Below are 13,668 nucleotides of genomic sequence, written 5' to 3' on the forward strand. Positions count from 1 at the left end.
TATTTTACTCAATGATTTTAAATACTTTGCAATGCTGATAATCGCCTTCCGTCTGGTCTTTTTGACAGGCAGCCAGAAAAGCTATCTTAAATAGTTCGTTATCGGGGTGCTCTTCAGTATAAAAAATGTCTTGCCTGACCAGTTCGCAATCCAGTTTTTCTGACTCCAGTATCTTTTTTGCTCTGAGCTCTGAGTCAGGGACGGGGTTTTTTTTGATGGAATAAATATCACATTGTTTATAGTAGCCAATCAACTTAAACGGAGTTGCCGATGGCCAGAGAAGCAAAGTCTGGCCGACGATACCCAAGAGAGCTATCAGAGCCAGGATCGGTATCACCATGGTTTTTGTTATCAATTTTTCTGGCATCACCAGTGGGAGAGGGCAAACGGTTTCTTTCTGTTTAAACGCCACCACTTTCTCAGGTTTCGTCGCCACTGGTTCCGCTTTTTTTATCTTGGCATCAGCTTCCTGTTTTGGAACGGGATGAATATTTGCCTCCATTCTATACCCTACTCTAGGTTGGGTTATAATGATCGGCCTCTCTATTCCCAGGCTAACAAAAGATTTCCTCAAGTCACTGATGCAGTTGTTTAAGCTGGCGTTGGAAGGGGGGAAACCATAATCCTCCCACGCATTTTTCAGTAACGAGTCACGGGATAAGTTATCCCCACTGTTTTTGATAAATTCATTAAGCACGCGGCAAGAGGGGTTTGAGAGCTCAATCGCCGTTTGATTATTATTATTTAACGCGAGTGTTCGATGCTCTGGATCGAAGACAACGATTAAGTTTATGGTGTATTTCATTTGGTAATCAAAGCCCTGACTGCTGTTTGTAAGATAATTTTTCTTATCGGAATAATATTTATTTTTAATTTTAGGAGGAATCTAAGTTAAGTGTGCATAGCGAGTCAAGTGTGAATTAAAAATTAATTTTTAACTGATGTTTTCTTTGGTTTTTAGTGAGTTATAAATGTTGTTCTTCTGCTCTTATTTTGCTTAAGTTGGCTTTTAAATTTATAAAAATTAATTTTTTAGAATTAATAGCTAATATTTTGCCTTTGTTTGGATTAATTTGCTGTTGATAGGGTTTGGTCATAGTATTTAGCGGGTCGCCGACAGAGGTGCATCAGCCGCCAGGTGATGCCCTCAAGGTATAAGGTAATGCGATATTCAAGAGCGGCGGCAACAATAGTATAGGAAAACTTCTCAAGGAATTTATGCAATGAAAATGAAACTTCGCACACTCGCTCTGACCACGCTGACAACTGCAATGTTATCAGGTTACGCCTTCGCTGACGTTCCTCCAGGTTCTCAGGGGAACGGTGAAATCATGTTTAAAGGCTCTGTTATCAAAGCGCCTTGCGGCTTGGCTCCTGGCCAGGATGGCGACAACCAGAACATCAATCTGGGGCAAATTGCCGATGCACAGTTGAAGACTGTGGGTTACAGCGCACCGAAAGAGTTCAAAATCAAATTGATTGGCTGCAGCTTTGATCCTGCGGCTACGGCAGAAACCAAGGTTAACGTGCGCTTTGACGGTATGTCTGTTGGTGCTGCCAACGGCTTCCTGGGCGTAAGTGGTGATGCCAAAGGTGTGGCTATCCGCCTGCTGGATGCGGCTAACAAGCACGTTAAAATTGGCGCGACCTCAGACAACTACAGCCTGCGCACTGGGGATAATATCCTGCAATTCTCTGCTCAGGTTGTGGCGTTGGATGGAGAAGATATTAAGGCCGGTACCTACGACGCGCTGACTAACTTCTCACTGACTTATCTCTAAGCCTTAATATCTTAGAGTAACATCCCAGTGCCAAATTACCGCAGAGAAAGGTAATTTGGTGCTGTCTCTTATTTAGAAAGGGTAATCACTGACAGGCCTTTTTCCACGTTGTTGCCTTAATGGGTTAATATATTTATGGATGATAAAAAGAAATACTCATTTATTTCTACCGTTATTCTTTGCCTCATCGCGATTGATTCGGCTAAAGCCGATGGTGATAACATTGAGTTTGAAACCAGAGCGCTTGAATTGCGTGATAATAATAATATTAATTTGAGTAATTTCTCTCGCCCTGATTATATCCCTGAGGGAGTCTATCCCCTATCATTAAAAATCGATGACCGGGTTATCAGCAGTGATAACTTTAGCGTTATCACTCTGGAGGGTAAGAGTCAGATCTGTTTTACTCCCCAAACCATAGAACAATTCGGCTTTAAAGAAACACCATTGGCAGAGCTGATAAAACGTGGCGCGCCCGGCAAACCTGATTGCCTGTTGATTGCCGGTTATAAAGGGATAACGGCCCGTATCGATCGCGGCAAGAGTGATCTATTGGTCAGCATTCCCCAAGCGTTGCTCAAGTACAGCGATCCGGACTGGACGCCACCGGCACAGTGGGACGATGGTATTTCCGGCGTATTGTTTGACTACACATTGAATGGCAATAAGTATCAGGGTCGTAATACCAGCAATAGTGCATTTTCCAGTTACGGTACCCTTGGCGCGAACTATCAAGGCTGGCGCTTGAGAAGCAACTACCAGACGTCGTTGTATAGTAGTGGTTATGGCAGTAACCAACATCAGTTTAAGACGACGACGGTTTATGTCGCTCGTGCGCTTAAAGAAGCAGGGGCGAATCTGACGATCGGTAAAAGCTACTTCCAATCCGACGTTTTTGATTCGATCAATTACAGTGGTGTGGCGATCGGTAGCGATGACCGTATGTTACCTCCTGCGCTACGTGGTTATGCCCCGCAATTGACTGGGGTAGCTAACAGCAATGCCCGAGTTACCGTGACTCGCGGTGACAGCATTATCTATGAAAAGATGGTTCCACCCGGTGAGTTCGTTATCCAGGATCTCACTGATGCCACTTCTGGCCAGTTGAAAATGACCATCCGTGAGGAAAACGGTGAAGAGCGGGTTTCTACCATAGCAACCTCGAATGTGCCTTTCCTTACCCGCTCAGGTCATATTCGCTACAAGGGGATGGTGGGGCAAATGAACCAGACCAATGGCTCAATCAAACCGTTATTAGCTACCGGAGAAGCTTCCGTTGGTGTTTTTTCCGGCGGTTCAGTGTTTGGTGGCGTATTGCTAACCGATGAGAATTATTATGCCCTGAATGGTGGGGTAGGTTATGACATGAATACCTTGGGGGCGATCTCCGTTGATATGACGCACGCCAGTTCTCAACTGGCTCATCAAACCCTGAAGGGCGAGAGCTACCGTTTTAATTACTCCAAAGTGTTCGACAGTATTGACAGCCAGATCACTTTTGCTGGCTACCGTTTCTCAGAGAAAAACTATCTCTCGTTAGATAACTTTGTGGCGATGAAGGTATCACCTGATTTTACCTCCACCAACAAGGAAAGTTATAACCTGGTTGCCAGCAAGAACTTCCGGGATTTAGGGATATCGGTTAACGCCATCTATAACCGTCAAACCTATTGGCAGGACGTCTCTGACAGCAACAGCTATGGCCTGAGCGTCGCCAAATCTTTTGATATTGGTAGCCTGAAAAACGTCAATGCCTACGTTTCGCTTAACCGTACTGAGTATAAAACCAGCTTTGCCTCGCAAGAACAGAAGAATAACAACGCCATCTATTTCAGCTTGAGCATACCGTTAAATTCGCAATCCTATCTCAGTACCGCGATGCGGGTCAGCAATGGCCACGCTTCGCCGAGTGCCACTTACACCAATAATTCAGACCCTGACAATATCTGGTCAATAGGCAGTAACTCTTCGGGATCTCTGAGCAACAGCAACCTGAATGGCAATATGGTTATGAACCGAGATGCGTATTCCGCGACGCTAAACACCTCCATGGGCAGCCAAGACTACTATTTGGGGGGCAGTATCAAATCGGGTATTACCGTTACCGAGCACGGCTTTGCCGTACACCGTGATGGTTATGCTGGAAATACCCGCCTGATGGTGGATACCGGTGGAATTGAGGGGATTTATGTCGGTGGCCGGGGGAATAACAACGCGATGCCAACCAATGCCAACGGCATCGCGGTGATCAACAACGTGCCTGACTATTACCGCACCAACTACACCATCGATACCAACCAGTTACCCGATGATGTCGAGAGCACTAACCCGAACATCCAGATGGTATTGACCGAAGGGGCGATCGGATATCGTAAGTTAAACGTCTATCGCGGTATCAAGGCATTGATTAAATTGACTGACTCGCAAGGTCGGACCATTCCTTTCGGTACCACGGTAGAAGAAAACCGGGAGCGACGTCAGGTTGGTGTGGTCGGCGAAAATGGTGAAACCTATATTTCCGGCATTGGTGCGCAGGCTCATCTAACTGTGCTGAATAAAGACGGCCAGCGCTGCTTGTTTACTCTTCCTACCCAGGGGCTCTCTTTATCTTCTGCCTTGCCGATCACTTGCCGTATTGATTCACCCTCTCAAGGAACTTCACAATGATGCATAAATCACTTTCTGCTGGATTGGTCAGCGCGTTGCTGTTTCTGTTTGCCGGCTCGGCACAGGCAGCAATTTCTATTGACCGGACCCGAGTTATTCTATTAGGAGATGAGAAGTCATCTCCGGTAAATGTCATCAACCACAGCAAAACATTACCCTATCTGGCACAGACCTGGCTGGAGAATGAAACGGGTGAGAAAATTAGCTCGCCATTAACCGCGCTGCCGCCGCTGCAGCGGGTAGAAAAAGACAGCACCGTGCAGATACGCGTAACGCCTCTGGCTGATGCCGCACGTCTGCCACAGGATCGGGAATCGCTGTTTTTCTTTGTTTTACAGGAAATCCCCCCCAAGTCGGATAAGGCTAATGCGATCCAGCTAGCGTTGCGCATCAAGGTGAAAGTCTTTTACCGCCCAGCTTCCCTGAAGCCCTTGGCCGAGAAAGTCTGGCAGGACGAAATCCGTCTTGAGCCAGGCCGCCAAGGTTTGAAGCTGGTAAATCCCACGCCGTTTTTTGTCATTCTGCCGGATGTGATGGCGGGGAAACGTACGTTGTTGGCAGAGGATGAGGCTATTACTCTCAGGCCGAGAAGTGAAGTCACGCTGGCTAGCATCAAGCCGCAAACACAGAAAGTCACGCTCAAATATATCAATGATTATGGTGCTTACCAGCCCCTGAATTACAGCTGCACGGTGACAACCTGTGTGCGGGATAAATCATGATGCAAAACGGTATATTTTCTCTCTTACAGGGCAAGGTTAAATATCTGCTGGCGGCCGCCTTGTTGGCGTTAGGCTCTCTGTTCAATACGGCGTTGGCGGAAGAGGATCTGATGGCTTGCAAATGGGATAACCTCACCGGCAATTTTATCCGTCCGGAGATAGGCTTCCGTAATGTTATTGATCCCTTTATCGAAGAGAAAAGCGAAAAATACGATTGTGATCAGAACGGGAACAACTGTCGTTACCGCAATTATTGGAACATTCCCAACCGCACTTATACGATAACGGCTACTGCTGCCGTAACCTGCATTAATGTTGGGAATAAATCTGGACCCGTAAAATTTTCTTTTGAGAAAGCGGATTTTGCTAAACCCGATTATTATAAAAATGTGACGATGCGTATTTCGGGGGCCGGTTCGCTGTATTTATCCAGTATGGAGAATATGGCCGGTGGTACGACTAGAAATTGGACAGATGGCTCTTTGGCGCCCTGCATGAGTAACTGCAATAGCGTGACTAATGGTTCACCACGGTATTCCAAGACGCTGCAATTCACCTTTACCGTTCAACCGATCAAGAGCAGAGTTGATGATTCAAAGAAGCCTGGCTTTGATCGTCCCAATTTCTTGGGAGATATCTGGGTGCATTCCGCCAGTAATGATCCAAGCAGCAGCTATGTGAGTTCTGGCACCAGTATTCCGAGTATCTGTGGGCTTGAGGATTCGAGTTTGGGTGGTTGCAGGGCGTCCGGCGGCAGTGGCAGCTCCGGCCCGCTTAAACCGCCGATCCCGCCGTGTACCTTAACCATTACCACCCCGGGCGTCGTCGAATTTCAGCCGATCTCGTCTGACGATTTAAGCCGTAATAGGGTAAGGATGGAAGACTTTACGTTGACCGCGACCAAAGGGCCGGTTCAGTCGCAGACCTGTGTTGGCAGCACGTATAATCTACCCGGCACTATCAAGACCGAGGGGGGGTATTCTATCAGCAGTACCTTCTGGGGCATTAATCACTCCAGCGGTTCGCCACAGGGAATTGGTTTGAAACTCTTTGATCTGGGTAAAGGTAGTTATCTACAGTTCAATCATACCTACCCGTCATTTATCGCCAATATTTACAGTATGAGTGAAACCAAAAGGATCCGCGCCGAGATTGCGGCTACCACCAACGATCTGAAAAGAATCAAGGATGGAGAATATAGTCAGGTATTGATTTTTGAAGTCAAGATGCCTTGATTGCGAACGGGGGCCTTCTGGTTCCTCGTTATTTGGAGTGAATGATGAAAAAACTGATTTATTTATTATTGCTCTCTGCGTCGTTGGCGAATATGGCGCAGGCTGAATTGGTAGCCAGCAGCAGGACGATATTCAAAGGCCGTATCACTATTGCCACCTGCAATATTGTTGTGGGTGATGACAATCAGACGGTTTACCTGGGGGAGATATCTACCGCAGAGCTGGATACCAAAGGGCAATCTACCCCGGTCCCGTTCACGATCCGACTGTATGGTTGCAATACCGCAGACAAGATCGTCAAAACCCTGTTTGATAAAACCGGTAAAGGGGCGATTGGGTCAGTGATCCCGGTTGATGGCGTTAGCGGTGTGGGGCTAAGCCTGCTCGACGGTGCTGGTAATCGGCTGAATTTTGGCAAAACTTCTGGCGGGCAGAAGATCCAGGGTGGAGATAACGTGCTGCTTTATTCTGCCTATATGGTAAAAACCGGTACGGTTCAACCAGGGAGTTTTTCGCGTTTGCTGCATTACACACTGTCTTATGAATAGACGGTGAGCTAACGTAAAGGGGCGCACAGATTGTGTAATGCCGGTCAGTTAAGCCTGACTGGCATTTTTTTATCCAATCTCTGTTCGCTCCGTGCAGGAAGAATTGCCGTAAAAACCCTGCATTTCTCTGCTACTGCAATGAACGGCAATGAGATGGGCCGAAGGCCCAGCCCCTCCACCCGCGCCTTCACTTAACCCCCCTCTGTCCTGCGGGAATGACTCGGCCCGTCCTGGCCGGTTACCCCTGACAACGCCGTCTTGCTCAGCAGCCGGTGATGCGCGCCCAAGGTCAACACCCGAATCTGCCGCCACCGGGCAACGTGTCCCCTCAGTTTGATATTGCGTTATGGAAGACAGTGAAAATAGTGAGATGAGCAGGGTGTCGGGTGCCCTTGAAGACGCCGAACGCAGGAGGACAGGCAGGGACGCCTGTCGTAGCTGGCCGTGATGCGCTGTGACGGAGGGAGGACAAATCTGCCTGGAGCAGATTTGAACGCTGCTTGCAGCAGCCCCGAAGGGGCGAGGCCCAGGGATGGGCTGAGTAACGTTGGCGCAGCCAACCGGTTGATAGGGCAAAGGCGCGGGTTGCAAGGGACCGCGGCCACGGTCCCTTGCTCGGTCGAGGCGCGTGAGCTTAATGGTACATCTCATCTTCCTCGACCGAAAACTTCACGAACGCCTGCAGAAAAACGCTAACTGACAAGCATTACGCACAGATTGTGCCCTTATTGTTATGGTTATAGCTGAGTCAGTTTTTTCACTTCCAGACTCACCGCAGGTATTGTGGAAAGACATCGCCATATGCTCTTTCAGCGTTTGCTCTGGGGGGACGATAAACACGGAAGCATCTGGATAGTCCTGCGCTTCATGTCAATCATATTGGATGCAACCCGGCTCGGAACGGCTTGGTACGATCATGGTGTGTTGTCTGCCGCAGCACGGTGTTCTGGCATGGTTTTGCTTTGGATGACTACTTTGATTTCACTCATTTTGGTTACTTGTAAATAACATTAACCATAAAAAGAAAGAGAGTTAAGCCCATTGGCATTTGCTTCACCCAACAAACTCAGGGTCTATTAGGGTTGAGTTGGCGTTAGCGGTAAGTCATTTGTGCATTCGCATTCAATTCTGCTTGGCAGGATTGAGGGTGAAAATGTGCGCTAGATCATCTTATTCTCGCAAAGTACTGCACAGTTGTCAGGCGAACTGCGGCACCTGTTCCTTTTGGCAAAACTTTGGTTTATGCTCGGCTGAAGCGTTTCAGTTTTGGCTGTTTTCAACAGAAACGTCGGAGTGAGGCTGGCGAAACAGCGCTGGGCCGAAGGAATAATGTGATGCGACGATTCACAGCGGGTGGTGCGCTAACGTACTCTATGCGGGTTATTCAGATACCCCAGTCAGCGCCCTCTCGATCACGGTGAACACGCCCGGTGGGAGAAGGCCCTTTTTCAGGAGCAGCATGACAATCCGCATAGCGATAAACGGCTTTGGCCGCATTGGCCGCAGCGTTTTACGCGCACTGTATGAATCGGGACGACGAGCGGAAATTTCCGTGGTGGCGATCAACGAATTGGCGAACGCCGAGGGGATGGCCCACCTGTTGAAATACGACTCCAGCCATGGCCGCTTTGCCTGGGATGTTCGCCAGGAATGCGACATGCTGACCGTCGGGGACGACACCATTCGTTTGCTGCATCAGCCGGCGGTGGAACAACTTCCCTGGGGCGAACTGGGCGTCGATGTGGTGCTCGATTGCAGCGGCGTGTACGGGAGTCGGGCTGATGGCGAAGCCCATCTGGCGGCAGGGGCGAAAAAAGTGTTGTTCGCTCATCCTGGCGGTAACGATCTCGATGCTACCATTGTATTTGGGGTCAACCATCAGACGCTGCTGGCGGAACACCGTATCGTTTCCAATGCGTCATGCACCACCAACTGCATTATTCCGGTGATCAAGCTGCTGGACGATGCCTACAGCATCGAATCGGGCACCCTGACCACCATTCACTCTTCGATGAACGATCAGCCGGTGATAGATGCCTATCATCAGGATTTGCGGCGTACCCGTGCGGCGAGCCAGTCGATTATTCCGGTCGACACCAAGCTGGCCGCTGGCATTACCCGTATTTTTCCGCAGTTTTGCGATCGCTTCGAAGCGATTTCGGTACGCGTGCCAACCATCAACGTGACGGCCATCGATCTCAGCGTCAGCGTCAGTTCGGCGGTGAAAGTGACAGAGGTCAACCAGTTGCTGCAATTGGCCGCACGGGGATCATTTCGTGGTATAGTTGACTATACGGAATTACCATTAGTCTCGATCGATTTTAACCATGACCCGCATAGCGCTATCGTCGACGGTACGCAGACTCGGGTCAGCGGTCAGCACCTAATCAAGACCTTGGTCTGGTGTGATAATGAATGGGGCTTTGCCAACCGGATGTTGGATACAACACGGGCAATGGCCGCAAGCGGTTTCTAGTACGGTAGCATTGGCATGACCGATGCGCCGCCCAGGCAACTTTATAGTTTCTAGAGAATCAACCAAGAGGGTTCACCATGTCTGTAATTAACATGTCCGATCTGGATCTGGCCGGTAAACGCGTTCTGATCCGCTCCGATCTGAACGTTCCAGTGAAAGACGGTAAAGTGACTTCCGATGCACGTATCCGTGCCTCCCTGCCGACTATTGAAGCTGCGCTGAAACAAGGCGCCCGCGTAATGGTAACGTCCCACCTGGGTCGTCCTACCGAAGGCGAGTACAACGAAGAATTCTCCCTGCTGCCTGTGGTCAACTATCTGAAAGAACACCTGAAAAGCCCGGTTCGTCTGGCTAAAGACTACCTGGACGGTGTTGAGGTTGCAGAAGGTGAACTGGTGGTGCTGGAAAACGTCCGTTTCAACAAGGGCGAGAAAAAAGACGACGAAACCCTGTCCAAGAAATATGCTGCACTGTGCGACGTTTATGTGATGGACGCCTTCGGTACTGCGCACCGTGCGCAGGCTTCCACCCACGGCGTGGGCAAGTTTGCACCTGTCGCCTGTGCGGGCCCACTGCTGTCTGCAGAACTGGAAGCCCTGGGTAAAGCGCTGAAAAGCCCGGCTCGCCCAATGGTTGCCGTGGTTGGCGGTTCTAAAGTTTCGACCAAATTCGATGTGCTGAACTCGCTGGTGAAAATCGCTGATACGGTGATCGTGGGCGGCGGCATCGCCAACACCTTCGTGGCAATCGAGAATAACGTTGGTAAATCTCTGTACGAACCTGACTTCGTCGATGCAGCGAAAAAACTGCGTGACGAGTTTAAAATTCCGGTTCCTACCGATTCTCGCGTAGGTACGGAGTTCTCTGAAACTGCACCTGCTACCTTGAAAAAAGTCAGTGAAGTCAACGATGATGAAGAGATCATGGACTTCGGTGACGAAACCGCGCTGGCTATGGCCAAGTTGCTCAAAGAAGCCAAAACCATTCTGTGGAATGGCCCGGTTGGCGTATTCGAATTCCCTAACTTCCGCAAAGGGACTGAAATTGTCGCACGCGCTATCGCGGACAGTGAGGCATTCTCAATCGCGGGTGGTGGTGATACGCTGGCGGCTATCGATCTGTTCGGTATTGAAGATAAAATCTCTTATATCTCTACCGGCGGCGGTGCTTTCCTTGAATTTGTGGAAGGTAAAGCGTTACCGGCAGTAGTGATGCTGGAAGAGCGCGCGAAGCAGTAATTCAGACAGCGGGAGGCGAAAGCCGCCCGTTTATTTTATACCGCGCGGCATAGGCGGCGCGGCATGAAAAATCGATTTACATCCATCTACGGCCGACGAAACAGGACAAAGTAACATGTCTAAAATTTTTGATTTCGTAAAACCGGGTGTCATCACTGGTGATGACGTTCAGAAAGTATTCGCAGTAGCTAAAGAGAACAACTTTGCTCTGCCAGCAGTTAACTGTGTAGGTACCGACTCTATCAACGCCGTGCTGGAAACAGCCGCGAAGGTACGCGCTCCGGTTATCGTTCAGTTCTCCAACGGCGGTGCCGCGTTTATCGCCGGCAAAGGCGTGAAGACTGACGTTCCACAGGGTGCAGCAATTCTGGGCGCGATTTCTGGTGCACACCATGTTCATCAGATGGCTGAGCATTACGGCGTGCCGGTTATTCTGCACACCGACCACTGCGCGAAGAAACTGCTGCCATGGCTGGATGGCCTGTTGGACGCTGGCGAGAAGCATTTCGCCGCTACTGGCAAACCATTGTTCTCTTCCCACATGATCGACCTGTCTGAAGAGTCCCTGGAAGAAAACATCGAAATTTGCAGTAAATACCTGACTCGCATGGCGAAAATCGGTATGACCCTGGAAATCGAACTGGGCTGCACCGGCGGTGAAGAAGATGGCGTGGACAACAGCCATATGGACGCATCCTCCCTGTACACTCAGCCAGAAGACGTGGCTTACGCATACGAAAAACTCAATGCGATCAGCCCACGCTTCACTATCGCGGCGTCCTTCGGTAACGTGCACGGCGTTTACAAGCCAGGCAACGTGAAACTGACTCCGACCATTCTGCGCGATTCTCAGGACTATGTTTCCAAGAAATATAACCTGCCGCACAACAGCCTGAACTTCGTGTTCCACGGCGGTTCCGGTTCAAGCGATGCAGAGATCAAAGAGTCCGTAGGTTACGGCGTGATCAAAATGAACATCGATACCGATACCCAATGGGCAACCTGGGACGGCATCCTGCAGTACTACAAAAAGAACGAAGGCTATCTGCAAGGCCAACTGGGTAACCCAGAAGGTGCTGACAAGCCGAACAAGAAATACTACGACCCACGCGTATGGCTGCGTTCAGCCCAGACTTCGATGATTACTCGTCTGGAACAGGCTTTCAAAGATCTGAACGCAGTAGACGTTCTGTAATCTCGGTTAGCTGTTAGCCCTACATAAAGGCTCCCTTCAGGGAGCCTTTTCTATTTCTAGCTCAGCAGGCTGGCCCCGACGTTAATCGACAGCCCCAAAATCACCAGGTTGAAGACAAAGGAAATCACCGATTGCAGCAGGGCGACCTTACGCACCTCGGCCGCGCCGACCGCCACGTCGGCGGTTTGCGAAGCGACGGCAATGGTGAACGAGAAATAGGCGAAGTCCCAATAGGTCGGTTCTTTGAGGTCACCGGGAAACAGCAGCGGCAGCGGATCTTGCTGCGCGCCCTGACGGTAAAATTGATGGGCATAGTGCATGGTGAATGCGGTGGGCAGCAGCAGCCAGGACACCACCAGCGTGGCACCGGTCAGCGCCAGATGCAGTGTTTTCAGCGAGTCGCTGACCTGTCTGGTGGTACTCAGCTCAAACAGAATAGACAGAATACTCACCATGCAACCTATGCTGACCAGCGCCAGCACTTTACTGGCGCTTTCATCCTGCGTGCGCGCTAGCTGGCGGATATGCTTCGGCGTGCTGACCAGCATCAACCGCCAGAGAAACAGCAGATAGCACCAGGCCAGCAGGTTCCAGCCGAGCATCAGGCGTTGCAATTGACCGAGCCTGTCCGGTAGCAGTAGGTAGCACAAGATGCCCGCTGCGACGGAAAGCAGCAGTCTGGGGCGAACCTGCCAATAGTGTTGAATCGACGACGGCATGTGCATGACGGGCGAAGTTCCTTATCGTTCCAAAGGCGATAGCGCTCTATTCAGCATAGAGGAAGTTCGGCGATTTTTACCGCTTACGGTTGGCATGCTGTGGGAATGTTAGTTAACCTAGTGCGGTGGTTTCCGACTGACGCCAGATGTCAGTTTTTTTGCGAGTTTATCCCCTTAGGGAAAAGTTAGGACGACACGAATGAAAGATCTGAATGTAGTAGACGGCATTAATGGTGCCGGTAACTGGCTGGTGCAGAACCAGGATTTATTGATTCAGTATGCGGTGAACATCGTCGCGGCGATTGTTATTTTCATCATTGGTTCGATCATTGCACGGGTAGTGAGCAATGCGGTAAACCGCGTGATGAAGTTACGCGGCATCGATGCCACGGTAGCCGATTTCCTGGCGGCCATGGCGCGTTACAGTATTTTGGCCTTCACCTTTATCGCGGTGCTGGGGCGCGTTGGCGTACAGACCACCTCGGTGATCGCCGTGCTGGGTGCTGCCGGTTTGGCCGTCGGCCTGGCGTTGCAGGGTTCGCTGTCCAACTTCGCTGCAGGCGTGCTGCTGGTGGCCTTCCGTCCACTGCGTGCCGGTGAGTATGTCGATCTGGGCGGCGTAGCCGGTACCGTCGACCAGGTGCAGATTTTCTCCACCACGCTGCGCACCGCAGACAACAAAACCATCGTGGTACCGAACGGTAAAATCATCGCCGGCAACATCATCAACTATTCCCGCGAGCCGAACCGCCGTGTGGATATCGTGGTTGGCGTGGCTTATAACGCCGACATCGATGTGGTGAAAAAGGTACTGGGCGATGTGATCGCTGCTGACAAGCGCATCATGCACGCCAAAGGCGTGACCGTGCGTCTGAACGAGATGGCACCTTCTTCACTGAACTTCGTGACCCGCTCCTGGACCACCAATGCAGAGTATTGGAACGTGTACTTCGATCTGATGGAGAACTTCAAGCGCGCGCTGGATGCCAACAATATCGGGATTCCGTTCCCGCAGATGGACGTTCATCTGTATCGCAATGATGCGACCACCGCGAAAGCGGAATAATTGAAAGGGGCCTTGGCCCCT

At 50.3% G+C, this 13,668-nt stretch carries 12 protein-coding genes; 9 read left to right on the forward strand and 3 right to left on the reverse strand.

The window, feature by feature from the left end:
* Nucleotides 1–4: 4 nt before the first annotated feature.
* Together ACUTSU_RS14455 and ACUTSU_RS14460 are read right to left on the reverse strand one after the other, a co-directional pair.
* Nucleotides 5–805, reverse strand: coding sequence for a winged helix-turn-helix domain-containing protein (locus tag ACUTSU_RS14455; protein WP_445654312.1), 801 nt, complete (start codon nucleotides 803–805; stop codon nucleotides 5–7).
* A gap of 160 nt (nucleotides 806–965) precedes the next feature.
* On the reverse strand, nucleotides 966–1,097 hold the full coding sequence (locus ACUTSU_RS14460) for a hypothetical protein (protein ID WP_445654313.1): 132 nt from the start codon (nucleotides 1,095–1,097) through the stop codon (nucleotides 966–968).
* 126 nt (nucleotides 1,098–1,223) lie between these two features.
* Between ACUTSU_RS14460 and ACUTSU_RS14465 the strand changes: the two genes are divergently transcribed.
* From ACUTSU_RS14465 to fbaA, 8 genes are all read left to right on the forward strand, one after another.
* Nucleotides 1,224–1,781 carry a fimbrial protein gene (locus ACUTSU_RS14465; RefSeq protein ID WP_445652017.1) on the forward strand — a complete coding sequence of 186 codons (558 nt, stop codon included), beginning with the start codon at nucleotides 1,224–1,226 and terminating at the stop codon, nucleotides 1,779–1,781.
* A gap of 135 nt (nucleotides 1,782–1,916) precedes the next feature.
* Nucleotides 1,917–4,448: a fimbria/pilus outer membrane usher protein gene (locus tag ACUTSU_RS14470; RefSeq protein WP_445654314.1), complete on the forward strand. Its 2,532-nt coding sequence runs from the start codon at nucleotides 1,917–1,919 to the stop codon at nucleotides 4,446–4,448.
* Nucleotides 4,445–5,170, forward strand: a complete 726-nt coding sequence (locus ACUTSU_RS14475) for a fimbrial biogenesis chaperone (RefSeq protein ID WP_445654315.1) — start codon at nucleotides 4,445–4,447, stop codon at nucleotides 5,168–5,170. Before ACUTSU_RS14470 ends, ACUTSU_RS14475 begins: the two co-directional genes overlap by 4 nt.
* Nucleotides 5,167–6,405, forward strand: a complete 1,239-nt coding sequence (locus tag ACUTSU_RS14480; protein WP_445654316.1) for a hypothetical protein — start codon at nucleotides 5,167–5,169, stop codon at nucleotides 6,403–6,405. Before ACUTSU_RS14475 ends, ACUTSU_RS14480 begins: the two co-directional genes overlap by 4 nt.
* 44 nt (nucleotides 6,406–6,449) lie before the next feature.
* Complete coding sequence (locus ACUTSU_RS14485) at nucleotides 6,450–6,953, forward strand: fimbrial protein (protein WP_445652013.1); 504 nt, start codon at nucleotides 6,450–6,452, stop codon at nucleotides 6,951–6,953.
* A 1,459-nt stretch (nucleotides 6,954–8,412) separates the two neighbouring features.
* Complete coding sequence (gene epd, locus ACUTSU_RS14490) at nucleotides 8,413–9,429, forward strand: erythrose-4-phosphate dehydrogenase (protein WP_445652012.1); 1,017 nt, start codon at nucleotides 8,413–8,415, stop codon at nucleotides 9,427–9,429.
* 77 nt (nucleotides 9,430–9,506) lie between these two features.
* Nucleotides 9,507–10,667 (forward strand): phosphoglycerate kinase, encoded by a 1,161-nt coding sequence (pgk, locus tag ACUTSU_RS14495; RefSeq protein WP_445652011.1) that lies wholly within the window; start codon nucleotides 9,507–9,509, stop codon nucleotides 10,665–10,667.
* 115 nt (nucleotides 10,668–10,782) lie between these two features.
* On the forward strand, nucleotides 10,783–11,862 hold the full coding sequence (gene fbaA, locus ACUTSU_RS14500; RefSeq protein WP_012146646.1) for a class II fructose-bisphosphate aldolase: 1,080 nt from the start codon (nucleotides 10,783–10,785) through the stop codon (nucleotides 11,860–11,862).
* Between the two features lie 56 nt (nucleotides 11,863–11,918).
* Here the strand turns inward: fbaA and ACUTSU_RS14505 are convergent, their stop codons facing one another.
* Nucleotides 11,919–12,587, reverse strand: a complete 669-nt coding sequence (locus tag ACUTSU_RS14505) for a DUF1345 domain-containing protein (protein ID WP_445654317.1) — start codon at nucleotides 12,585–12,587, stop codon at nucleotides 11,919–11,921.
* 193 nt (nucleotides 12,588–12,780) lie between these two features.
* On the opposite strand from ACUTSU_RS14505, the gene mscS reads away from it, so the two are divergent.
* Nucleotides 12,781–13,647, forward strand: coding sequence for a small-conductance mechanosensitive channel MscS (gene mscS, locus ACUTSU_RS14510; RefSeq protein WP_445652010.1), 867 nt, complete (start codon nucleotides 12,781–12,783; stop codon nucleotides 13,645–13,647).
* Nucleotides 13,648–13,668: the final 21 nt, after the last annotated feature.

This window comes from Serratia sp. NA_13, assembly GCF_052691735.1.

Coding starts and splice junctions, on each gene's coding strand:
- ACUTSU_RS14470 (WP_445654314.1), top strand. CDS start 1,917: ATGGATGATAAAAAGAAATACTCATTTATTTCTACCGTTATTCTTTGC.
- pgk (WP_445652011.1), top strand. CDS start 9,507: ATGTCTGTAATTAACATGTCCGATCTGGATCTGGCCGGTAAACGCGTT.
- ACUTSU_RS14505 (WP_445654317.1), bottom strand. CDS start 12,587: ATGCACATGCCGTCGTCGATTCAACACTATTGGCAGGTTCGCCCCAGA.
- ACUTSU_RS14460 (WP_445654313.1), bottom strand. CDS start 1,097: ATGACCAAACCCTATCAACAGCAAATTAATCCAAACAAAGGCAAAATA.
- mscS (WP_445652010.1), top strand. CDS start 12,781: ATGAAAGATCTGAATGTAGTAGACGGCATTAATGGTGCCGGTAACTGG.
- fbaA (WP_012146646.1), top strand. CDS start 10,783: ATGTCTAAAATTTTTGATTTCGTAAAACCGGGTGTCATCACTGGTGAT.
- ACUTSU_RS14455 (WP_445654312.1), bottom strand. CDS start 805: ATGAAATACACCATAAACTTAATCGTTGTCTTCGATCCAGAGCATCGA.
- ACUTSU_RS14475 (WP_445654315.1), top strand. CDS start 4,445: ATGATGCATAAATCACTTTCTGCTGGATTGGTCAGCGCGTTGCTGTTT.
- ACUTSU_RS14485 (WP_445652013.1), top strand. CDS start 6,450: ATGAAAAAACTGATTTATTTATTATTGCTCTCTGCGTCGTTGGCGAAT.
- epd (WP_445652012.1), top strand. CDS start 8,413: ATGACAATCCGCATAGCGATAAACGGCTTTGGCCGCATTGGCCGCAGC.
- ACUTSU_RS14480 (WP_445654316.1), top strand. CDS start 5,167: ATGATGCAAAACGGTATATTTTCTCTCTTACAGGGCAAGGTTAAATAT.
- ACUTSU_RS14465 (WP_445652017.1), top strand. CDS start 1,224: ATGAAAATGAAACTTCGCACACTCGCTCTGACCACGCTGACAACTGCA.